18 protein-coding genes are annotated in these 19,531 nt (G+C 71.5%); 7 read left to right on the forward strand and 11 right to left on the reverse strand.

Going from position 1 to position 19,531, the window contains the following annotated elements; all coding sequences use genetic code 11:
• Positions 1-3 precede the first annotated feature (3 nt).
• Positions 4-1,341 carry a right-handed parallel beta-helix repeat-containing protein gene (locus tag ACZ4U4_RS25220; protein ID WP_467878448.1) on the reverse strand — a complete coding sequence of 446 codons (1,338 nt, stop codon included), beginning with the start codon at positions 1,339-1,341 and terminating at the stop codon, positions 4-6.
• 87 nt (positions 1,342-1,428) lie between these two features.
• On the opposite strand from ACZ4U4_RS25220, the gene ACZ4U4_RS25225 reads away from it, so the two are divergent.
• Positions 1,429-2,601 carry a Dyp-type peroxidase gene (locus ACZ4U4_RS25225; RefSeq protein WP_467878451.1) on the forward strand — a complete coding sequence of 391 codons (1,173 nt, stop codon included), beginning with the start codon at positions 1,429-1,431 and terminating at the stop codon, positions 2,599-2,601.
• Positions 2,602-2,736: 135 nt separating this feature from the next.
• Here the strand turns inward: ACZ4U4_RS25225 and ACZ4U4_RS25230 are convergent, their stop codons facing one another.
• The 4 genes from ACZ4U4_RS25230 to ACZ4U4_RS25245 all read right to left on the reverse strand — a co-directional run bounded on the left by ACZ4U4_RS25230 (position 2,737) and on the right by ACZ4U4_RS25245 (position 7,008).
• A complete protein-coding gene (locus ACZ4U4_RS25230) occupies positions 2,737-3,273 on the reverse strand; it encodes a Dps family protein (RefSeq protein WP_467878454.1) in 537 nt (178 codons plus the stop codon).
• Positions 3,274-3,491: 218 nt separating this feature from the next.
• The gene (locus ACZ4U4_RS25235) at positions 3,492-3,839 is read right to left on the reverse strand and encodes a PRC-barrel domain containing protein (protein WP_467878456.1); all 348 of its coding nucleotides are present in this window, start codon (positions 3,837-3,839) and stop codon (positions 3,492-3,494) included.
• Between the two features lie 310 nt (positions 3,840-4,149).
• A complete protein-coding gene (locus ACZ4U4_RS25240; protein ID WP_467878459.1) occupies positions 4,150-5,673 on the reverse strand; it encodes a hypothetical protein in 1,524 nt (507 codons plus the stop codon).
• 636 nt (positions 5,674-6,309) lie between these two features.
• The gene (locus tag ACZ4U4_RS25245) at positions 6,310-7,008 is read right to left on the reverse strand and encodes a glycosyltransferase family protein (RefSeq protein WP_467878461.1); all 699 of its coding nucleotides are present in this window, start codon (positions 7,006-7,008) and stop codon (positions 6,310-6,312) included.
• A gap of 463 nt (positions 7,009-7,471) precedes the next feature.
• Here ACZ4U4_RS25245 and ACZ4U4_RS25250 point away from each other — a divergent pair, with 463 nt between their 5' ends.
• Complete coding sequence (locus ACZ4U4_RS25250) at positions 7,472-8,677, forward strand: glycosyltransferase (protein ID WP_467878464.1); 1,206 nt, start codon at positions 7,472-7,474, stop codon at positions 8,675-8,677.
• A 319-nt stretch (positions 8,678-8,996) separates the two neighbouring features.
• On the opposite strand, the gene ACZ4U4_RS25255 is transcribed toward ACZ4U4_RS25250, so the two are convergent.
• Positions 8,997-10,037 carry an asparaginase gene (locus tag ACZ4U4_RS25255; protein ID WP_467878466.1) on the reverse strand — a complete coding sequence of 347 codons (1,041 nt, stop codon included), beginning with the start codon at positions 10,035-10,037 and terminating at the stop codon, positions 8,997-8,999.
• 264 nt (positions 10,038-10,301) lie between these two features.
• On the opposite strand from ACZ4U4_RS25255, the gene ACZ4U4_RS25260 reads away from it, so the two are divergent.
• The 5 genes from ACZ4U4_RS25260 to ACZ4U4_RS25280 all read left to right on the forward strand — a co-directional run bounded on the left by ACZ4U4_RS25260 (position 10,302) and on the right by ACZ4U4_RS25280 (position 15,409).
• Positions 10,302-11,054: a GntR family transcriptional regulator gene (locus tag ACZ4U4_RS25260; RefSeq protein ID WP_467878469.1), complete on the forward strand. Its 753-nt coding sequence runs from the start codon at positions 10,302-10,304 to the stop codon at positions 11,052-11,054.
• Complete coding sequence (locus ACZ4U4_RS25265) at positions 11,051-12,163, forward strand: DmpA family aminopeptidase (protein WP_467878472.1); 1,113 nt, start codon at positions 11,051-11,053, stop codon at positions 12,161-12,163. Before ACZ4U4_RS25260 ends, ACZ4U4_RS25265 begins: the two co-directional genes overlap by 4 nt.
• Positions 12,164-12,290: 127 nt before the next feature.
• Positions 12,291-13,808 (forward strand): Na+/H+ antiporter NhaC, encoded by a 1,518-nt coding sequence (gene nhaC, locus ACZ4U4_RS25270; RefSeq protein WP_467878474.1) that lies wholly within the window; start codon positions 12,291-12,293, stop codon positions 13,806-13,808.
• A gap of 70 nt (positions 13,809-13,878) precedes the next feature.
• Positions 13,879-15,279, forward strand: a complete 1,401-nt coding sequence (locus tag ACZ4U4_RS25275; RefSeq protein WP_467878477.1) for an L-lactate MFS transporter — start codon at positions 13,879-13,881, stop codon at positions 15,277-15,279.
• Entirely contained in the window at positions 15,248-15,409 is a 162-nt protein-coding gene (locus tag ACZ4U4_RS25280) for an MFS transporter small subunit (protein ID WP_467878479.1), read from the forward strand. Before ACZ4U4_RS25275 ends, ACZ4U4_RS25280 begins: the two co-directional genes overlap by 32 nt.
• Before the next feature lie 50 nt (positions 15,410-15,459).
• On the opposite strand, the gene ACZ4U4_RS25285 is transcribed toward ACZ4U4_RS25280, so the two are convergent.
• The 5 genes from ACZ4U4_RS25285 to narH form a co-directional block, all read right to left on the reverse strand.
• Complete coding sequence (locus ACZ4U4_RS25285) at positions 15,460-15,870, reverse strand: RidA family protein (protein WP_467878483.1); 411 nt, start codon at positions 15,868-15,870, stop codon at positions 15,460-15,462.
• A 60-nt stretch (positions 15,871-15,930) separates the two neighbouring features.
• Entirely contained in the window at positions 15,931-16,446 is a 516-nt protein-coding gene (locus ACZ4U4_RS25290; RefSeq protein WP_467878485.1) for a MarR family winged helix-turn-helix transcriptional regulator, read from the reverse strand.
• 95 nt (positions 16,447-16,541) lie between these two features.
• Complete coding sequence (gene narI, locus ACZ4U4_RS25295; protein ID WP_467878487.1) at positions 16,542-17,285, reverse strand: respiratory nitrate reductase subunit gamma; 744 nt, start codon at positions 17,283-17,285, stop codon at positions 16,542-16,544.
• The gene (narJ, locus tag ACZ4U4_RS25300) at positions 17,282-17,902 is read right to left on the reverse strand and encodes a nitrate reductase molybdenum cofactor assembly chaperone (RefSeq protein WP_467878489.1); all 621 of its coding nucleotides are present in this window, start codon (positions 17,900-17,902) and stop codon (positions 17,282-17,284) included. The genes narI and narJ overlap by 4 nt, the downstream gene beginning before the upstream one ends.
• Positions 17,899-19,530, reverse strand: coding sequence for a nitrate reductase subunit beta (narH, locus tag ACZ4U4_RS25305; protein ID WP_467878491.1), 1,632 nt, complete (start codon positions 19,528-19,530; stop codon positions 17,899-17,901). Before narH ends, narJ begins: the two co-directional genes overlap by 4 nt.
• Position 19,531 lies beyond the last annotated feature (1 nt).

Below are 19,531 nucleotides of genomic sequence, written 5' to 3' on the forward strand. Positions count from 1 at the left end.
CGTTCAGGACGTCTGCACCCGCGCGTTCGCGGTGAGCAGGGACGCCGTCGGCACCTGGATGCCCGCCAGCTTCGGCAGGGCCGGGACGGCCGGGACGGCGGTGGCGCCCGCGGTGGTGGCGTGGGGGAACTGCGGCTGCGGAGCAGGTGCCGCGACCTCGGTGAACGGGATGCCACCGGGGGCCTTGGGTGCCGCCCAGGTGCCGGCCGGCGAGGAGGCCCCGGCCGGCAGCGGGCAGGCCGCAGTCGTCGCGAGCCGGGCCGGCACGGTGGTGCGCAGTTCGTTGCCCCGCAGGCAGTTGCCCCGTCCCCGTGTGGCGGTGGGGAACGTCCAGCCGATGTCGACGCCGTTGCCGGTGAACGAGTTCTCCACGAACTGGTTGCCGTCCGGAGGGAGGTCGGCGGTCGCGGTGATCATCAGCCCGGCGTTGCGGTTGCCGTCGATGCGGTTGCGGAGGAACCGGTTGCCGCTGCCGCCGTCGATGCCGACGCCGATGCCCCACCCGCCGTCGGCCTGCTCCGGGGTGGCCGTCTGCTGATTGGCGGCGATCAGATTGCCCGCGATGACGGAGCCCTTCTGCGGGAGCAGTTTCTCCTGGTGGTCGGCGTTGGTGGTGAGCCCGACCCGGTTGCCGACCAGGCGGTTGCCGACCACGTAGATGTCCTCGCTGGCGTTGGTGCCCTCGTAACCGACCGCGTTGAGTTCGGCGACGTTGTCCCGCACCACGATGTTGCAGGGCTTGCACTGGCCGACGTAGATGCCTGAGTCGGCACCGCCCGAAGCGTAGGAGTGCGCGATGACACCGTTCTGGGCGGAGAACGCGTAGATGCCGTACAGACCGTTGCGGGTCGCGGTCACATGGGAGATCAGGAACGACTTCAGGAAGGTGACGGGCTCGGCGCCGGTGTCGTAGCCGCCGCTTCCCCCCGGCAGACCGGCGGCCGCCTTCGCCGAACCGGTGACCAGGACGCCGTTCTGCGTGTTGTTCTCCACGGTCAGGTTCTCCACGGCCACCCCGGGGGCCGAGACGACGACGCCGTTCGGCTGCTGCAACCGCCCGTCGATGACGACCTTGTCCCGGGACGCACCGCGAAGAGTGATACGCGCCGTGTCGATCTTCACCGACTCGTGGTAGCTCCCCGGAGCCACCAGCACCAGGTCACCGGGGTGGGCCAAGGACACCGCGGCCGAGATCGTCGGGGCGTCGGCGGGTACCCGGATCGTCACCTGCGCGCCGGCCGGACGCCGGCCTCTGCCCGAGCCGCCGTCACCGCCGCAGCCGGCCACAAGCATCAGCGTGCCCACCACCGCCGCCACCACGCGAAGAGCTGATCGAGACATGGCCCCAGTCTGGCACGAAGCCCAATTCCCCACCACAAGCATGCAGTTGACCGGCATGTACGGTTCGGGTGTGGCACTCTGCACTCCATGCGCCGAGCCGATCACCAGCCGTCACGCCGTAGGTTCCTCGATGCTTCCGGCGCCATGCTGGCCGCCGGTCTGACCGCCGGGTGCACACCGGACTCCGCCCGGTCAGGCCGGCACGCGCCTGCCCAAGGGGCCACGCCGATGCCTGTTCCGGCGACGGGCCGTCATCAGGCAGGCGTCACGCTCCCACAGCCGGCCCAGCCCCACCTGCTCGCCGTGGTGGCCGATCTCGGCGCCACCGTGGCTCCCGGCCCGTTGCTGGCCGAACTCGGCCAGGCCATCCGCACGCTCACCGCCGGGACCGACCCGCGGCTGCTGGGCCTGCCGCCCGGCGACCTCACCGTGACCGTCGGCGTGGGCCCCCGGTTGGTGCGCACGGCCGGTGCCTCGCTGCCCGGCGCGGCCGACCTCCCGCGCTTCTCCCGCGAGCGGATCGCCCCGCACGCACGCGGCGGTGACCTGCTGATACAGATCTGCGCCGGAGACCCGGTGCTCCTACCGGTCGTCGCCTCCGCGCTTCTCGACCAGGCCGGGGACCGTGTCCGCGAACGCTGGCGCCAGTCCGCACACCGCGGTACGAACGTGTCCGTCGGCAACGGCCTTACCGCACCACGCAACCCGCTCGGTTTCCTCGACGGCATCGTGGGCCCGCACACGACCGCGGAACAACGACGCGACCTGTGGTTGGCGGGGCCCCCGGCGGTCGCCGGCGGCACTCTTGCCGTACTGCGCCGTATGGAACTCGATCTGCCGCGGTTCGCCACCCTGTCCGTGGCTGAGCAGGAAGCGGTCTTCGGCCGCCGCCGGGCCGACGGCGTGCCCCTCTCCGGCGGCGCCGCCGCCTCGGGCCCGGAGCTCGGAGCCAAGACACCGGACGGGCGCTATCTCGTCCCCGCGGACGCCCATGTGCGCAGAGCGCACGCCACCGTGGTCGGGGTCGGGGTCATGCTCCGCCGCTCCTACAGCACCGACGAGCCCGCCCCCGGCCTGCTCTTCATCAGCTTTCAGAACGACCTGCGGACCTTCACCGCCACCCTCACCCACATGGAAACCTCCGACGCGCTGCTGTCCTTCACCACCACAACCGCGGGCGCGACCTTCCTGATCCTCCCCGGCTTCGACCGGCAACGCCCGCTCGGCTCCCAGCTGTTCGGCCGATCACGGTCGACTTGAGGCCCGGCAGGCCGCGCTGTGCGGGTTCGGTGAGGCACCTCGGCGACGCCCCCGGCGGTGGGAGACAGGTGCCCGCCCGGTCCCGGACCGGGCGGGCACCTGCCGTCAGCGGGAAGCCGACGGGGTGTCCGGAGGTCAGGGCTCGTTGCGTGCCTGCTGTGCCGCTGCGCGGCCCGCCTCGGTCTCGCCGTCGTCCGAGCCCGTGCTGAGCTTCCCGCCGGCGTTCTCCAGGTGCGCCCTGACGAACCACTGGAACAACTCAAGAGACCTCAGATGCTCGATGAGCAGGTCCTGCGTCACGGGGTCGGTCGCGTCGGTGGCGGCCACCGCTTCCCGGTGGCCCTTGATGATCCCGCTGTAGACCACGTCGAGCGCGCCCAGGTGCTCGATGGCCTGGGCGCGCCCGATGGAATAGTCGTCCCAGGTCCGTTCGTCGACCAGCGCACCCGGCGTGCCGGTGGGGGAGCCGCCGAGCGTCGCGATGCGCTCCGCCAGGGCATCCACCATGCCCCGGACGGATTCGACCTGCGGGTCGAGCATTTCGTGGACGGCGATGAAGTGCGGCCCCACCACGTTCCAGTGCACGTGCTTGAGGGTGAGGGCCAGGTCGTTGAGCGCGTGCAGCCGCAGCCGCAGCCGCCCGATGACCTCTTCTCCCTCGGCCGTCGTCATTCCGGGAACGGTGTACTGAGGGGATTTACTCGCAGCCACGGTAAGAGTCTCCTTTACGTGGTGATGCCGGACAGGAATGCTGGAATGCTCCTTCGCGCGGTGAACATTCCCATCCGGGGCGTGCCATTGCTGCCGGCGATTCGCGGCCCGTTCCTCCGGTCGTTGCTCGCGGGGACGGGGCTGGCGAATCACCTACGGGTACAGCTTTCGGGGACGGGTCACACCCGAGTGCTCCCGTAGTAACGGCCGATCTCGTCCAGGACGTCCGCACCGCTGATGCGTTTTTCCCGGTCGTAATGGGGGGCGTTCCGGATCTCTTCCTTCGTCCGGTCCACGGAGATCGTCGCATGGGCGTGGTCGACGGCGGTGACGGTACCGGCAGGCAGGAGCACCTGCTTGCCGAAAATCCAGACCCCGGTGTCCACGACGAGATACTGCGCCTGGACCTCGCCGGAGTGCTTGTCGACCTTGCCTATACGCCCGTCGGACGCCTTGACCTTGTACCCCGTCAGAGAGTTGTTCGTGGTGTGAGCGGCGGACGGACCGTATCTCCAGATCTCATTCATGAGAAGTCCACTCCTTCGCCGAGGATTTCCTGCTGAACGGACGCCACTTCGACGAGCGGTGATCGTCCGCTGTCAATGCGCGTGCCCGACGAAGTGGCTCGTATGCGCATCGGCTCGAATAATTGTCTTCCGGGGCAGGGAACGGGTCGGGAGCGCGCGAACTCCCTACCGGGCCCGGCCGCTGGAGGCGGCGCCCATCACTGCCTGCCGCCCGTGTGGTGGGTGACCACGTCGACTCTCGTCGGTCCCGCCTCAATTCCGCGGGTCTCGGCCGTCGGACGACGCGCTTCGAACGCGTCCCGTACCGTCCTCAATCCCTGACCTTGAGGAAACGCATCCGGGTCGCCCCGTTGCTGTCGGTGCCGCCGGCCTCGGCGTCGGAGATCAGGCCGCCGGTGAGGACGAACATCAGGTGCAGGCGGACCGTCCGGGGGCCTGATGTGGCCGTGTACTCGGTCATGATGTGGGTGGTTCCGCCCTGTTGCTCCTGCCGTGCCGCGTTGATCGCCGTGATCTGGGTGAAGCTCGTCAGGAGGGTGTCCGTCGTCTCGTCCCGGAGCCAGCCGATGATGTAGCCGCTGCCGCCGGTGGCGGTGCCGAGCGCGTACCGTACATCGCTGTCGATGTGGTACACCCCGGCCTCCGGGAGCACGATGTCGGACTCGGGGATCGGCACATCGGCACCGGCCTTGGCCAGGAGGTTGGCGTGCTGCCGCTCGGAGTTGTGGAACGCGCTCACCGGCGTGAGACGGGCGCCGATCCGCCACCTTTCGGGGCAGCCGGGCGTCTCGGTGACGTCGATGTCCACCGACCGCTCGGTGCTGATGTTGCCGCCCGGAGCGATGCCCGTCAGGTCGACCCGTGGTACGAGCAGCCCGCCGGTGGTGTTCCGTGCGGCGTTGCACGGAGACGGGTCCAGGGCGGGCGTGTCGGGCACGTACAGGCACCCGTCGCTGCCCCGGGTGAGGGCGTTGCCCAGGTCGGTGGAGAGGCACGGGGGCCGGGTGGTGGAGCATCCTTCCTGGCAGGAGGGGGCGTCCGGGAAGACCGGCGGGACCGGGGCGTAGGGGGTCGCGCCGTCGAGGGTGTCGGTCGTGCAGGTGATCATGCCGTCGCAGTTGCGGCAGGTCGTACGGAGGAATGGCCTGCCCCGGCCCGGGGCGGATGCCTGGACGGTGAGGAGGAAGCTGTCGACGGTCCACTGTTTGGGGCCGACTCGGCAGGTGTCGTCGTTGCCTGTTTCGAGGTTGAGCTCGACGACGATCTTTCCCGCGAGGACGTCCGCGAGGGACACGGAGGTCGGCGGGATGACGCCGTTGTCGTCACCACCCGCCGGCAGATTGGGCGGCCCCAGGAGATCGGTGCGGATCGGGGTCGTGCCGTTCCACAGGGCGAAGCGGCCGTAGAGCTGGCAGGCCGCGTTCGGGCCGTCGTTGTGGACATGGACCGAGGCGCTGATCGTGACGGTGGTGGGGTTGTCGCACAGTGACGCGGGGTCGATGTGCACGACGCCGGCGAGCCAGGTGTGCCGGCCGTTGTGCGTCCCGTCGTCAGCCGGGAACGTGCCCGTGCCACCGTTCAGGATGGTCTGGGCGACGACAGGGTCCAGTGCGGCATGGGTGTTGGCGATGGTGTAGTACGGCGTCGGGTCGGTGCTGCTCGCGGTCGCTGCGACCCGGTACGGGGCGGAATCGCGCAGCGGGGACGTTTCGCAGTGCTGGCGCGGATGGGAGCCGGGACAGTCATCGCGGGCGCCGACGGGAGGACAGGTCGCTCCGGTGGGCTGACAGCCGCCGACGACGATCGGGGACTGCCTGCAGCCGCATCCACTCATGGTTCGACTCCTGACGTGAGGTGGGGTGGTGACAGCGGCGGTGTCCGCCATGCCTCTTGGGCGCCGTTGCGCCCCGGGCGAAGGTGAAGGTGGTGTCGGCTCGTCGGCTGTGGGGAACGTCGGCTTGAGGCAGGCCCGTTGAGAGGTACCGGCGGCGCCGGAGTCGGTCGCGCAACCGGACACAGGGGGAGGCTTCTACCGGGCCGTGGTTGATCTGACGTCGGCCGTCAGGCCAGCTACGTGCCCCTCAGTCGGTCACGCCCTTGAGAGGGGATGCAGAAGGGGGCATGTCGACCCCTCTTCGGATTCTGCTGCTGGGTAAACCGCTTGGCGCCTCAGACGGTATGGAACCTGACGTCAAGTCACTTATCGTCTCAGCCCTGTGACTTAATGTACTAATCCGGCATTGCTCTGGCATTACCCCATTAGGGTGACGGTTTTCGCTGTCGAGGCGGCAGGGTGCCCACATTCCTTCCGCCGGACAGGCCGGGGGAGGGGCCAGGCTCCGCTACGCCCGGATCTTGAGACGACTTCTTCGGCTCCCTGACCGCACGCGGGGACACGCTGTCCGAGCTGACCGGCGCCTTTTCGTGTGCGGACGGGACGGTGAGGGCGCCGGTCGACGTCACCCGGCGGTCAGCCGACGGCCGTGTTGTAGTTGACGATCCCGTCCACCATGAGGGCGGCCGCCCCCGCCAAGGGGCTGTCCGCCTCCCGGCGCACCACGTCGGGCAACCGGTGCGCCTCGTCCTCACCGGCCACCACCATGCCCCAGAACGCGTTGAAGCCCGACGGGTCCGACGGCTTCTCGACCGCCGCGCTGACGGTCGCGGCGCCGTCCTCCCCGGCCACGGCGAGCGCGCCCACCTGCCGCAGCACGTGGGCATCGCGCTCCTCGGCGGCGACCACGCTCCAGCCGGTCGTCCCTATTCGCCGCAGCGCGGCGAGAAGACTGCCGGTGCTGTCCGCGCCGGTCAGGACGATGTCGGGGAGGACGAGGGCCACCGGGCCCCGCGTCATCGGCAGGGCGGTCCGGATCGCGCCGTCGAGACCCGATGCGTCGTCCTGGAGGACGAAGACCATCTGGAAGATGTCGGCGTAGCGCGCGAGATAGCTCACCGTGTCCAGCTTGTGCGTCCGGAACACCACGACCAGGCGCACATGGAGCCCGCTCTTGGCGAGTTCGACGACGGCCTCCAGACTGCGGTCGAGCACGGTCACCCCGGGGGCGAGGGAGTGCAGTTCCTTCGAGTAGGGGGCGCTGAAGCGCGTCGCGAATCCGGCGCAGGGCAGGATGACCGAAACATCGGGGACAGGCGCGGACGGTCTGGGCATCACGTGACTCTCAGGTTGGGCTGACGTTCGGACACCCCGCGCGCCGCGTCGGCTGCGGGCGGCCGCACCGCCGCTCGTCACGCACGCCGGGCGCCCACCGTATGCACCGGGGACGCCTCCAGGCGAGAGCGGAACGCAGATCGGTACCCTCGCCCGCGAACGGACCGGCGGAAATCCGCCGCCGGCCCCCGGAGGCGGAAGCCGATCTCCGCACCGCCGGTCGAACGGGATCCGGGGTGTCCGTCCCGCCCGGGGCGCACCGCTCCACGCGCGAGCGCCGGGGCGGAAATCAGGGCGTACGCGGTCACCGGCCCGACGGCCTACGGGCCCGGCGCTGCGTTCCGCACTCGCGAAGTAAGCTGCTGGCCGCACATCAGCCACGGCCGGCTCACCGTCGTCAACGGGCCGTTCGTAGGCCGAGCCGGGCCGAGGCCGGGGGACGACGGAACGAAAGAGGACGCGGATGCGGGTGCTGTTGTCGACATACGGGACACGTGGCGATGTCGAACCGCTGGTGGCACTCGCGGTGCGACTGCGGGAGCGCGGCGCGGAGGTGCGGATGTGCGCCCCGCCGGACGAGGAGTTCGCGGAGCGGCTGGCGGGTATTGGCGTACGCCTGACGCCGGTCGGGCCGTCGGTGCGGTCGCTGACGCGCGGGGCGGCCCTGCCGTCGGCGGCGGACCTGTCCCGGGCCCGGGACGCGTTGGTGGAGGCGCAGTTCGACCTCTTCCCCGTGGCGGCCGAGGGGTGTGACGTGCTGGTCGCGGCCGGTCTGGCGCAGATCGCCGCGCGGTCCGTGGCCGAGTCGGCGGGCATCCGCTACGTCTACGCGAGCTATGCGGCGGTCCAGTTGCCGTCGCCGCACCATGCGCCGCCGCCGCGGCCGGGCTGGCCGGAGCCGGAGGTCGACGACAACCGGGCGCGGTGGGAACGGGACGCCCACCACGTGAACACGCAGTTCGCCGAGGCGCTCAACCGCCACCGGGCCTCGCTCGGTCTGCCTCCGGTGGACAACGTCCGCGACCACGTCATCACCGACCGGCCGTGGCTGGCGGCGGACCCGGCCCTGGGACCGTGGCCGCAGACTCCGGGCCTCGACGTGATCCAGACGGGCACCTGGAGCCTGCCAGACGAACGGCCGCTCCCGGCCGACCTGGTGGCGTGCCTGGAAGCGGGCACGCCACCGGTCTATGTGGGCTTCGGCAGCGCGCACGCGTCGCAGGACCTCGCCCGCGGAACCATCGAGGCGCTCCGCGCCCAGGGGCACCGCGTACTCGTCTCCCGCGGCTGGGCCGACCTGGGCCTGATCGACGACCGGGACGACTGCTTCGCCCTCGGCGAGGTCAACCACCAGCGCCTGTTCCGACAGGTGGCCGCCGTGGTGCACCACGGCGGCGCGGGTACGACGGCGACAGCCGCCCGGGCGGGCGTGCCGCAGGTGGTGGCACCCGCCCCGATATCGGACAACCCGTACTGGGCGGGCCGGGTGGCGGACCTGGGCATCGGCACGGCACTCGACGGCCCGGCCCCGGACGCCGAGTCCCTGAGCGCCGCGTTCAAGGCGGCCCTGGCTCCCGAGACCCGGGCACGGGCCAAGGCCCTGAGCGCCGGGATCCGTACCGACGGCGCGGCGCTGGCGGCGGACCTGCTGCTCGACGCCACCCGGTGAGCGGGGGCGGCCTCTGACGGCGGGGGCGGGGTGGGCGCACCGAGGCCCTCCTCGACGAGCTCCTGCCGTCCTGGCGTGACACCTGGGCTGCTGCAAACTGACGTTCAGTCTGTAGCAGCAGGACATCGCAGGACGACGGTGGCCCGCGTCGGTACGGGGGACCGACGCGGGCCACCGCCGAGCGGGGCCGTCGAGCCGGCCCGTGCCGCGCAGTGCCGCATGGAGTCAGGTCCCGGCCCGGGCCGCCGGCTGCGGGTGTGGTCAGGGGACGGGAACCACCGGCACCCGCGTGGCTCCGGCAGGGCAGAGGCCCGGTCGGTCAGGTGGCAGGTGTGGGGTGGGTGAGGGTAGTTGAGGGGCGGACGGAGCCTACGGGTTCGCCGTGGCCCAGGACCGGGGCCGTGGCGAGGGCGGACAGGCGGGGGTCGGTTTCGGGGGCGATGCCGATGTGGCGCAGGGCCGCGGTCATCACGACCGGGCGGGGGCGCTGGGAGCCGTCGGCGATTTTGAGGGCGACGGCGGAGCCGTCGGGGAGGGCGAGTGCGTAGACCCCTTCGGCGCCGTCCTTGGCGACGGCGCCGGGGATGGCCTGCATGAGGGTGGTGACGTCGCGGCCCGTGCCACCGACGTACTCGGGGTGGGCGTTCATCGCGGAGGCCACGCGCTCCTCGTGGCTGCCTGCCGGGGCAGTCGCGATCGTGGCGAAGGCGCGGGCGAGACCGCGGAGGGTGAGGGCGAAGAGGGGCGCGCCGCAGCCGTCGACGCCGACCGAGGTGGACTTCTCCCCGGCGAGGTCCTCCAGCGCCGCACGCAGGGCGAGTTGGAGGGGGTGGTCGGGGTCGAGGTAGTTCTGTACCGGCCACCCGGCGGCCACGCAGGTGGCCAGCATCGCGGCGTGCTTGCCCGAGCAGTTCATGGTGATGCGGCTCGGCCCGAGGCCGGCGGCCAGGTGCGCGGGCTGGGATGCGGCGCCGATGGGCAGCGCGGCGGTGCACTGCAGCGCCTCCTCGGTCAGGCCCGCGCCCGCGAGTATGCGGCGCACGCCGTCGAGGTGGAAGGACTCGCCGGAGTGGCTCGCGCAGGCGAGCGCGAGGAGTTCGCCGTCGAGGTCGAGGCCCGCGCGGAGCATGCCGACGCTCTGGAGCGGCTTGTTGGATGAGCGCGGATACATGGGGGCGTCGACGGGGCCCGCGGTCAGCACGGCGCTGCCGTCGGCGTCGAGACACACGACCGATCCGTGGTGCACGGACTCCAGGAAGTCGCCGCGCCAGACCTCCGCCAGCACGGGGTAGGCGCCTTGCGGCGACTGTGCGGGAGCCGTGGACTCGTCGGGGGCTTCCTGGGGGACTGCGGGGGTCATGTTCGTTCCTCCGGTCGATTGCGCGGACGGGCCGTGCCTAGGGCGTTACACCCTGCCAAGTGTCGACAGTTATCAGCTTTCGCCGCAGGTGTCGACGTTCCGCCCACGATGAGAGACGGTCGCGGAGAACCGTTGACATCGAGGCCATGCCGCCTGTCCACTGTCGTCTGTCACCACCTGTCGTGGTGACTGTCGACAGTTCATGGCCCGGGTGAGCGCTGTCTGCGAGACCCACGCCAGCCCCTCGCCCCCTGGGAGATTTCCATGACCGGACTGGTCCACCGCGGCTTGGCGGGACAAGTCGTGGAGATGCTGCGCGAGCAGATCCTCACCGGCGCCCTGCCGCCCGGCTCCCGCCTCAACGAGGTGGAGATCGCCCGCGACCTGGGCATCAGCCGCGGCCCGTTGCGGGAAGCCATCGGGCAGCTGGTGAGCGAGGGCCTTCTCGTCCACGTGCCCAACAAGGGCGCCGCCGTCTTCGCCGCCCGCCCGGACGACGTGGCGGCACTCTTCGAACTGCGCTCGGCCCTCGAATGCGCGGCGGCGCGCATGGCTGCGCACCGCCGCCTGCCCCGGGAAGTGACCCGCCTGCGCAAGGTGTGCGAGCGCTCCCGCAAGGCCCGCGAGGCGGGGCGCAAGCTGCCGTACGACCTGGACCTGGACTTCCACCGCTCGCTGATGGAAGCGGCGCACAGCCCGCGCATCGCCGAGCAGGTGTGGCTGGTGCAACAGCAGGTCATCGTGTTGCGCAGCGGCCTCACCTCGCGGACCTCTCACACGGAGACGTCGCTGGCCGATCACGAAGCGATGGCGGAGGCGGTCGCGGAGGGCGACGCCGATCTCGCGGCGAGCCTGATGGAGGCCCATCTCGCGCTCGTGGAAACCGAACTGCTCCAGACCATGCAGTCCGAAGCCCGCGACGAGGCCGATGACGAAGTCCGTGGCGAGGAGGCTCCGGGGGCACGGAGTACGGGACGTACGCGGCGTACGCAGCGCACGGGACGTACCGCACCGTGACGCCCGCCCACCGCCCCCGTGACCTGGGCATCGCCCCGGGCATCCTGCCTCCCGGCCCCTCGAACTCCCTCACCGACGTGCCCGGCGTCCGCGTCGGCCACGTCACCCTGGACCACCATCGGCATGACGCGGAACTCCCGGTACGTACCGGAGCGACCGTCGTCGTCCCCGCGCCCGGCTCGCTCTTCCGTGACAAGCCGGTCGCGGGCCTGGAGGTTGTCAACGGATTCGGGAAGGCGGCGGGCCTGAGCCAGGTCGCCGAACTGGGCGTACTGGAAACGCCGTTGGCCCTGACGAACACGCTCTCCGTCGGTTCCGCCTTCGAGGGCCTGGTCCGGCACGCGCTGGACGGGCACCCGGAGATCGGCGCCACCACCGGCACCGTCAACCCGGTGGTCTTCGAATGCAACGACGGCTGGCTCAACGACATCCGGGGCCTGCACGTGCGCCCGGACCATGTGCTCGACGCGCTGAAGGCGGCGTCGGACGCCCCGGTGCCGGAAGGGGCGGTGGGGGCGGGCACCGGCATGGTGTCCTTCGGCTGGAAGGCAGGCATCGGCTCCAGCTCCCGCCTCGTCGATGCCGGCGGCGGCACCGGTTTCACCGTAGGCGCCCTGGTCCTGGCCAACTTCGGGCCGGCCGACGACCTGACCGTGCTCGGCGTCCCGGTGGGCCGCACCCTCACTCCGCACCAGGCGGGGGAGCAGGCCGAGTTCGCGCGCGGCGCCGGCTCCTGCGTCGTCCTCATCGCCACGGACGCCCCGGCCGACGCCCGTCAGCTGCGCCGCATCGCCAAGCGCGCGACGGTCGGTCTGGCCCGTACCGGCGGCATCGTCCAGCACGGCAGCGGCGAGTACGCCCTGGCCTGGTCGACGACGCACCGCGTCCCGCACCGGCCGTCCGGCCCCGTACGCACCGCCTCGGCCCTCGCCGAGGACGGGCCCCTGATCGACATGTTCTTCCGGGCCGTCGCCGAAGCCACCGAAGAGGCCGTCCTCGGCTCACTGTTCGCGGCCCGCCCCGTGACCGGCGTACGAGGCCACCACGCCCCCGCACTTCCCGCGGAGCGGGTCGCCCACCTCGTACACCACCCGGCGTCCACGCCGTAGCGGCACCTCACCTCCGTCACAAGAACCACGGAAGCCACAGCAGTAGGAACCGCAGGGGCCTTCGGCGCGCCGGACCGCCCGGCGGCCGACTGCACCCTGCCCTCAACCACCCTGAAAAGAGCGACTCATGCCAGAAACCGCTCCGGCCGAGGCGTCCCGGCGCACGCCGACCTTCCTCCAGGCCCTCACCCCCGTCGTCGTGATGATCGTTCTCCTGGTCACCGGAACGGTCTGGCTGGACATCGCCCCCGTGATCCTGCTCATCGTCGCCGGCACCTTCGCCGGGGCCTTCGCCCTGCGGCTCGGCCTGGGCTGGGAGCAGATGATGGCCGCCATCTGCCGCAAAATCGATTCGACGATGCCGGCGCTCCTCATCCTGATATCCATCGGGATGCTCACCGGCACCTGGATGGTCGGCGGAACCATCCCGATGATGGTGGACCTCGGGCTCCGGGCGATCGACCCGCACTGGATCATTCCGGTGTCCTTCCTGATCACCGCCGTCGTCTCCACCCTCACCGGAACGTCGTGGGGCTCGGTCGGTACGGTCGGCGTCGCCCTCATCAGCGTGGCGGGCGGGCTGGGCGCCTCGCTCCCCATGACGGCGGGCGCGATCGTGGCGGGCGCGTACTTCGGCGACAAGATGTCCCCCCTGTCGGACACCACGAACCTCGCTCCGGTCGTCGCGGGCACCCACCTCTTCGCGCATATCCGCCACCTCCTCTACACGACGGTCCCGGCCGCGCTCGTCTCGCTGGTCCTCTACTTCTTCCTCGGCCTGACGCAGAGCACCGGCGCGGTGCGGGAACCGGGCCACCAGACGCAGGAACTTCTCGACTTCCTGGGCTCGTCGTTCACGTACAGCCCGCTGCTGCTCCTGCCGCCGCTCGTGGTCCTGGCCGGCGCGGTGCTGCGCAAGCCGCCGCTGCCGACGATCATCCTGTCCTCCCTGATCGCGGCGGTGCTCGGCGGCGTGCTGCAGGGCTTCTCCCTGAGCGACCTGAGTACGGCCGCGTCCCAGGGCTTCAGCGTCGATCTGCTCACCGGCCACGCCGGGGCCCCGCACTCGGTACCGGCCGCGGCCCAGACCCTCCTCAACCGCGGCGGGCTCGCCTCCATGACGAACGTCGTGCTGATCGGCCTCGCGGGCTTCGCCTTCGCGGGCATCATCACCGAGGCCGGCTGTATGGACGTCCTGATGGCCCGCCTGCTCCGGCGCGTACGGCGCACCGGCGGCATCGTGCTGGCGACGGTGGGATCGTCGGTCGGGGTGGCGCTGGCCACCGGCACCTCGTATCTGACCATCCTCGTCCCCGGCGAGGCGTTCAAGAAGGTCTACGCCGACCACGGCCTCGAACCCAAGAACCTCTCCCGCACCCTGGAGGACTCCGGCACCGTGATGGTGCCGCTGATCCCCTGGAGCGAGGCCGGTATGTACATGTCGACCGCGCTGGGCGTCGCCACTCTCTCGTACGCGCCGTACGCCTTCCTCTGCTACCTGGGCGCCGTGTTCGCGGTGATCTGCGGCTACACCGGAATCGGCATCGCCCGGAGCAAGCCGGCCCCGCCGGTGGAACGGACGGAGCCGACCGGGGCGGGGGCGACGGGGCCGGGGGACACGCCCGCCGAGCCCGTACGTCCGTAGGCCCCGTCACGGAACTCGGGTGGCAGGACAACCCTGTTCAACGGCGGGTGACCTTCGTAGGGTGCCGGTCATGACGTCGCCCGGATTCTTCGCGCGTTCCCGCACCCTCGCTCCTCCAGGCTGGAGCCGGTGGCTGGTGCCGCCCGCCGCGCTCTCGGTCCATCTGTCGATCGGGCAGGCATACGCATGGAGCGTCTTCAAGCCGCCGCTCGAATCCTCGCTCGGGCTGTCGGGGACGGCGAGCGCGCTGCCGTTCCAGCTCGGGATCGTGATGCTCGGGCTGTCGGCGGCGTTCGGCGGGACGCTCGTCGAACGGCGGGGCCCGCGCTGGGCGATGGCCGTGTCGCTGGTCTGCTTCTCCTCGGGGTTCCTGCTCGCCGCGCTGGGCGCGTACACCGAACAGTTCTGGCTGGTCGTGTTCGGCTACGGCTTCGTCGGCGGTATCGGGCTCGGCATCGGCTACATCTCCCCGGTCTCCACACTGATCAAGTGGTTCCCCGACCGCCCCGGAATGGCCACCGGCATCGCCATCATGGGCTTCGGCGGCGGCGCGCTGATCGCCTCGCCCTGGTCGGCGCAGATGCTGGAGTCCTTCGGGGACCGCAGCTCGGGTATCGCGGCGGCCTTTCTCGTGCACGGGGTGACGTATGCCGGGTTCATGGCTCTCGGCGTGCTGCTCGTCCGGGTGCCGCCGGAGGGCTGGCGGCCCGCCGGATGGGAGCCGGCGAGGGCGGAGCGGGCGCCGTTGGTCACCACGGCGCAGGTGTCGGCCCGGAACGCTGTACGGACGCCGCAGTTCTGGTGTCTGTGGGTGGTGCTGTGCATGAATGTGACGGCCGGGATCGGCATCCTGGAGAAGGCCGCCCCCATGATCACGGACTTCTTCGCGGGCACCTCGGCCGCGGTCGGCGCCTCCGCCGCCGCGGGCTTCGTCGCACTGCTCTCCCTCGCGAACATGGCGGGCCGGCTGCTGTGGTCATCCGCCTCGGACGTGATCGGCCGCAAGAACGTCTACCGCGTCTACCTGGGCGTCGGCGCGCTGATGTACCTGGTGATCCGGCAGGCCGGAGACACCTCGAAGCCGCTGTTCGTCTGCTGCGCGCTGGTGATCCTCTCCTTCTACGGGGGCGGCTTCGCGACGATCCCCGCATATCTGAAGGACCTGTTCGGCACGTACCAGGTAGGCGCCATCCACGGACGGCTGCTGACGGCCTGGTCCACCGCCGGCGTCCTCGGCCCGCTGATCGTCAACCGGGTCGCCGACTCCCAGAAGGACGCGGGCCACTCGGGAGCCGGCCTCTACGGCCTTTCGCTCGACATCATGATCGGCCTGCTCGCGGTGGGCTTCGCGGCGAACGAACTGGTCCGCCCCGTCCACCCGCGCCACCACGAGCCCGCGCCTCGGATCGGACACCAGCCCACACCGGAGGAGACGACCGATGACGAACCCGGCCCCCAGCGCACAGCCTGACCCCGAGAACACATCCGCTGCCGTCCCTCGCCGCGCCCTCACCGTCGCCGTCTGGCTCTGGGTGGGCCTGCCGCTCGCCTACGGGCTGTACGAACTGGTCAGCAAGGCGACGAAGCTCTTCACCGGCTGAACTGCCGAGGCCGGCGCGGTCGGTCGCCGTGGCAGGGAAGTTCCTTCGGCTCAGGAATCGAGCACCGCGGCGACGGCTTCGATCTCCACGAGCTGGCCGTCGTAGCCGAGCACGGTGACACCCATCAACGTGCTGGGCACGTCATGGTCGCCGAACGCGTCCCGGACCACCTCCCACGCCGTCACCAGGTCCTCCCGCCGGTGGGAGGCGACGAGAACGCGCGTGCTGATGACATCGCGCAGTGACGCGCCGGAGTCCGCCAGAGCGGTCCGCATGTTCTCCACGGCCTTGGCCGCCTGCCCTGCGACGTCTCCGAGCGCCGCAGTGGAGCCGTCCTCGTTCAGCGGGCACGCTCCGGCGAGGAAGATCAGCCGCGACTCGGCCGGAGCCGTGGCCGCGTAGGCGTACTCTGCGACATCGGACAAGGACGCGGAGCGAATCAACGTGACGGCACTCGGCACGGGCTTCCTTTCGCGGGAGATCGGGGGCACTGGAGCGGAGGTGAGGGGTCCGGGCCGGTCTCAGGTCTCGTCCGTCGGCCCGGAGGCAGCTTCGGTGAGGGCGCGCAGGCCGCGGACCAGGCCGGCGCGGGTGTCGGTGGGGAGGGTGCCCACCAGCGCGGCGATCTCGCGGTGCCGGTAGGCGAGGACCGCGCCGACCAGTTCGGTGCCGGCATCGGTGAGGCGTAGGGAGACCTCGCGGCGGCTGTCCGGGTTGGTCCTGCGGTCGACGAAACCGCCGGAGACCAGCCGGTCGATCATCCGCAGCGCCGTGGAGGCGTTCACGTCCAACGTGGCGGCCAGCGCGGCGAGTTTGACCGGCCCGCGCTCGTCGAGGACGACGAGGGTCCGCAGCTGCGGGAGGGTGAGGGTGCTGCTGACCCGGGCGAGGGCGCGGGCCGAGACCGCGACCAGCAGACGGGAGGCGGCCATGACCGCCTCGGTGACCTCGTCCGTCTCCCTGGCGAGCGCCGCGTGGTCGCGGGCCTCGCCGTGTCCGGACGCGGACGGCGTGCGCCGACCGGTCTCCCTGCCCATCGCTCGGCCCCCGTCCACGTCGCCGTTCCGTCGCGGTCGGCAACGTTACCGTGCGAACGTCACCGTTCCGTCGCGGCCGGGCGGCGGGCCCGGCGTCAACGGCGCCGCCGGCCGGGGCTCTTACGGCGGACACCGACGGCAGGGTGACGGTACGGGACGGCCGGGGTGCGGGAGCGGTAGACGAGGTAGGGGCGGACGAGATAGCCGAGCGGCGCGGTGAAGGCGTGCACCAGGCGGCTGAACGGCCAGAGCGCGAACAGCGCCATGGCCAGCAGGGCATGGACCCGGTAGACGACCGGGGCGTGGGCCATGGCGGCCACGTCCGGGTCGAGGGCGAAGAGGCTGCGGAACCAGACCGAGACGCCGACGCGGTAGTCGTAGGAGTGGGCGGACGCCCCGGTGGCGGTGGCGGTCAGCCCCGCGAGCAGCACCGTCGCCAGCAGCGGGTACACGACGCGGTCGCTGCGGGACGTCGCGGCCCGGACGGCGGGCACCCGCAGCCGGCGGTACAGGAGCACGCCGAGGCCCGCCGCGGTGGCGAGCCCGGCGGCGCCCCCGGCGAACAGGGCGTTCGCGTGGTACATTGCCTCGCTGACGTGCAGCCGCTCCGTCAGCCACTCAGGGACGAGCAGCCCGGCGATGTGACCGGCGACGACGAACAGCAGGCCGTAGTGGAAGAGGGGGCCGCCGATGCGGAGCAGGCGGCTCTCGTGCAGCTGGCTGGAGCGGGTGGTGAAGCCGAACCGGTCGTAGTGATGGCGCCAGGCCGTACCGCCGGCGAGCAGGGCCAGGGACAGGTAGGGCAGGACGCCCCACAGGGCGATCTGGAGGTGGGTCATTGCCGGGCTCCTCGGTCGCTCGCTTCCGGCCGTGCGGGGAAGGGGTCGAGGCCCACGGACTCGGCCGGTGGTCCGTCGCGGGTCAGCAGCCCGGCGGCCTCCCGGCTCGCGGCCGTATCGCCCGGCAGGCGCGTGCAGACGGCCCGGAGCAGGTCCGCGTACGGGCTGCGATGGGCGACAAGAGCGTGCCGGAGGGCTTCGAGGGCGGGGCGGTGGGAGGTCAGCAGGGGGATACCCGCATCGGGGACGCGGGCGGCGAACTCCAGCATCAGGGGCAGGAAATCGGGGAGTTCGTCCTCCGGCGGGAGCCAGCCGTGGCTGCGGTAGAGCGCCTTGAGGCGGGCGAGGGAGGCACCGCGGCGCCGGGTGTCGCCGTCGGTGTAGTACGTCAGGTACAGGCAGCGGCGCCGGCTGCGGTCGAAGGTGGTGACGTAGCGGGCGGCGAGCGTGAGCGGGGGCGTTCCTTCCGTCCGCGCGCAGAAGCCGAGCAGCAGCGGCGCTTCGGGCAGCGGGACGCGGGCGAGGGCGGAGCGGACGGCGCGCACGCGGTGCGGCCAGTCCTGCTCCGGGTAGCCCAGGAGCAGCGCGACGGACTGGAGGAGGGCGGAGTCGGTCATCGCCGTTCCCCTCCGCGCGGGAAGAGGCCCTCGGGGCGTCCCACGCCGTTCCAGTTCAGGAGGTTGAGGCGGCCTCGCAGGCCGCCGCTCCGGCCGGTGGGCGGGGCGGGGAAGGCACCCGGGCCGAAGCCGTCCGGCATCATGCCCGGCCCGCCGTCGGCGTCGAGGCTGCATCCGCCGGCGGCGTCGGCGTCGGGGACGGTGCCCTGGTAACCGGTGGGGATGACGTAGCGCTCGTCGTACTTGGCGACGGCCAGCAGCCGGTAGAGATCGAGGACGTCCGCCTCCGTCATGCCGACGGCGGCGGCGATGGCCGGGTCCTGCTCCTCGCCGAGGTTGACGCGCCGCATGTGGGCACGCATCGCGGCGAGCCGGCACAGGGCCGCCTCCACCGGCTCCGGATCGCCGGCCGTGAACAGGTGGGCGAGGTACTCCACCGGGATGCGCAGCGCGTCGATCGCGCCGAACAGCCCGGCCGGCTCCTCGCCGTCGTGTCCGGTCGCGGTCAGCGCGTCCACCACCGGGGACAGCGGGGGGACATACCAGACCATCGGCATCGTGCGGTACTCGGGATGCAGGGGCAGCGCCACCCGGAAACGGGTGATCAAGGCACGGACGGGGGAGCGGCGGGCGGCCTCGATCCAGTCGTGCGGGATGCCCGACTCCTCGGCGTCGCGGACGACCGCGGGATCATCGGGGTCGAGGAAGCAGCCGAGCTGCGCCTCGTAGAGGTCCTGTTCGCTCTCCTGGGACGCGGCCTCGCCGACCTTCTCCGGGTCGTAGAGCATGACGCCGAGGTAGCGCAGCCGGCCCACGCAGGTCTCGGAGCAGACCGTCGGCTCGCCGGCCTCGATCCGCGGGTAGCAGAAGGTGCATTTCTCGGCCTTGCCGGTGGCGTGGTTGAAGTAGACCTTCTTGTACGGGCAGCTGCTCACGCACATCCGCCAGCCGCGGCAGCGGTCCTGGTCGACGAGGACGATGCCGTCCTCCACGCGCTTGTACAGCGCGCCCGAGGGGCAGGCCGCGACGCAGGACGGGTTGAGGCAGTGTTCGCAGATGCGCGGCAGGTGGAACATGAACGCCTGCTCGTACTCCAGGCGCACCCGCTCGCTCATCGCGCGCAGCACGGGGTCGGCCACGAGCCGGTCGGGGCCGCCGCCGAGGTCGTCGTCCCAGTTGGGGCCGCCGGTGACGGCGGTCGGGGTGCCGTCGGTGAGGGAGCGGGGCGGGGCGCTGGGAACGTCGTCGCCGAGGGGCGCGGTGGTGAGGATCTCGTAGTCGTAGGTCCAGGGCTGGTAGTAGTCGTCGAGGGTGGGGAGTTCGGGGTTGGCGAAGAGGCGGGCGAGGCGGCGGGCACGGCCGCCGGCACGGGGGACGAGACGGCCGTGTTTGAGCTGCCAGCCGCCCTTCCAGGTGTCCTGGTCCTCGTAGCCGCGGGGGTAGCCCTGGCCGGGGCGGGTCTCGACGTTGTTGAACCAGGCGTATTCGGTGCCGGTGCGGTTGGTCCAGGTCTGTTTGCAGGTGACGGAACAGGTGTGACAGCCGATGCACTTGTCGAGGTTCATGACCATGGCGACCTGGGCCATGACCCGGCGGCGGGGGCCGGGGCCGGTGCGATTGCGGGCCATG

This window comes from Streptomyces sp. NPDC029159 (assembly GCF_055564055.1).

Bases quoted from the DNA above. Each gene is read 5' to 3' on its own strand.
- ACZ4U4_RS25220 (WP_467878448.1), bottom strand. From the start codon at position 1,341: ATGTCTCGATCAGCTCTTCGCGTGGTGGCGGCGGTGGTGGGCACGCTG.
- ACZ4U4_RS25260 (WP_467878469.1), top strand. From the start codon at position 10,302: ATGACCGGACTGGTCCACCGCGGCTTGGCGGGACAAGTCGTGGAGATG.
- ACZ4U4_RS25290 (WP_467878485.1), bottom strand. From the start codon at position 16,446: ATGGGCAGGGAGACCGGTCGGCGCACGCCGTCCGCGTCCGGACACGGC.
- ACZ4U4_RS25275 (WP_467878477.1), top strand. From the start codon at position 13,879: ATGACGTCGCCCGGATTCTTCGCGCGTTCCCGCACCCTCGCTCCTCCA.
- ACZ4U4_RS25235 (WP_467878456.1), bottom strand. From the start codon at position 3,839: ATGAATGAGATCTGGAGATACGGTCCGTCCGCCGCTCACACCACGAAC.
- nhaC (WP_467878474.1), top strand. From the start codon at position 12,291: ATGCCAGAAACCGCTCCGGCCGAGGCGTCCCGGCGCACGCCGACCTTC.
- ACZ4U4_RS25280 (WP_467878479.1), top strand. From the start codon at position 15,248: ATGACGAACCCGGCCCCCAGCGCACAGCCTGACCCCGAGAACACATCC.
- ACZ4U4_RS25255 (WP_467878466.1), bottom strand. From the start codon at position 10,037: ATGACCCCCGCAGTCCCCCAGGAAGCCCCCGACGAGTCCACGGCTCCC.
- narH (WP_467878491.1), bottom strand. From the start codon at position 19,530: ATGGCCCGCAATCGCACCGGCCCCGGCCCCCGCCGCCGGGTCATGGCC.
- ACZ4U4_RS25245 (WP_467878461.1), bottom strand. From the start codon at position 7,008: ATGCCCAGACCGTCCGCGCCTGTCCCCGATGTTTCGGTCATCCTGCCC.
- ACZ4U4_RS25250 (WP_467878464.1), top strand. From the start codon at position 7,472: ATGCGGGTGCTGTTGTCGACATACGGGACACGTGGCGATGTCGAACCG.
- ACZ4U4_RS25240 (WP_467878459.1), bottom strand. From the start codon at position 5,673: ATGAGTGGATGCGGCTGCAGGCAGTCCCCGATCGTCGTCGGCGGCTGT.
- narJ (WP_467878489.1), bottom strand. From the start codon at position 17,902: ATGACCGACTCCGCCCTCCTCCAGTCCGTCGCGCTGCTCCTGGGCTAC.
- ACZ4U4_RS25230 (WP_467878454.1), bottom strand. From the start codon at position 3,273: ATGACGACGGCCGAGGGAGAAGAGGTCATCGGGCGGCTGCGGCTGCGG.
- narI (WP_467878487.1), bottom strand. From the start codon at position 17,285: ATGACCCACCTCCAGATCGCCCTGTGGGGCGTCCTGCCCTACCTGTCC.
- ACZ4U4_RS25225 (WP_467878451.1), top strand. From the start codon at position 1,429: ATGCGCCGAGCCGATCACCAGCCGTCACGCCGTAGGTTCCTCGATGCT.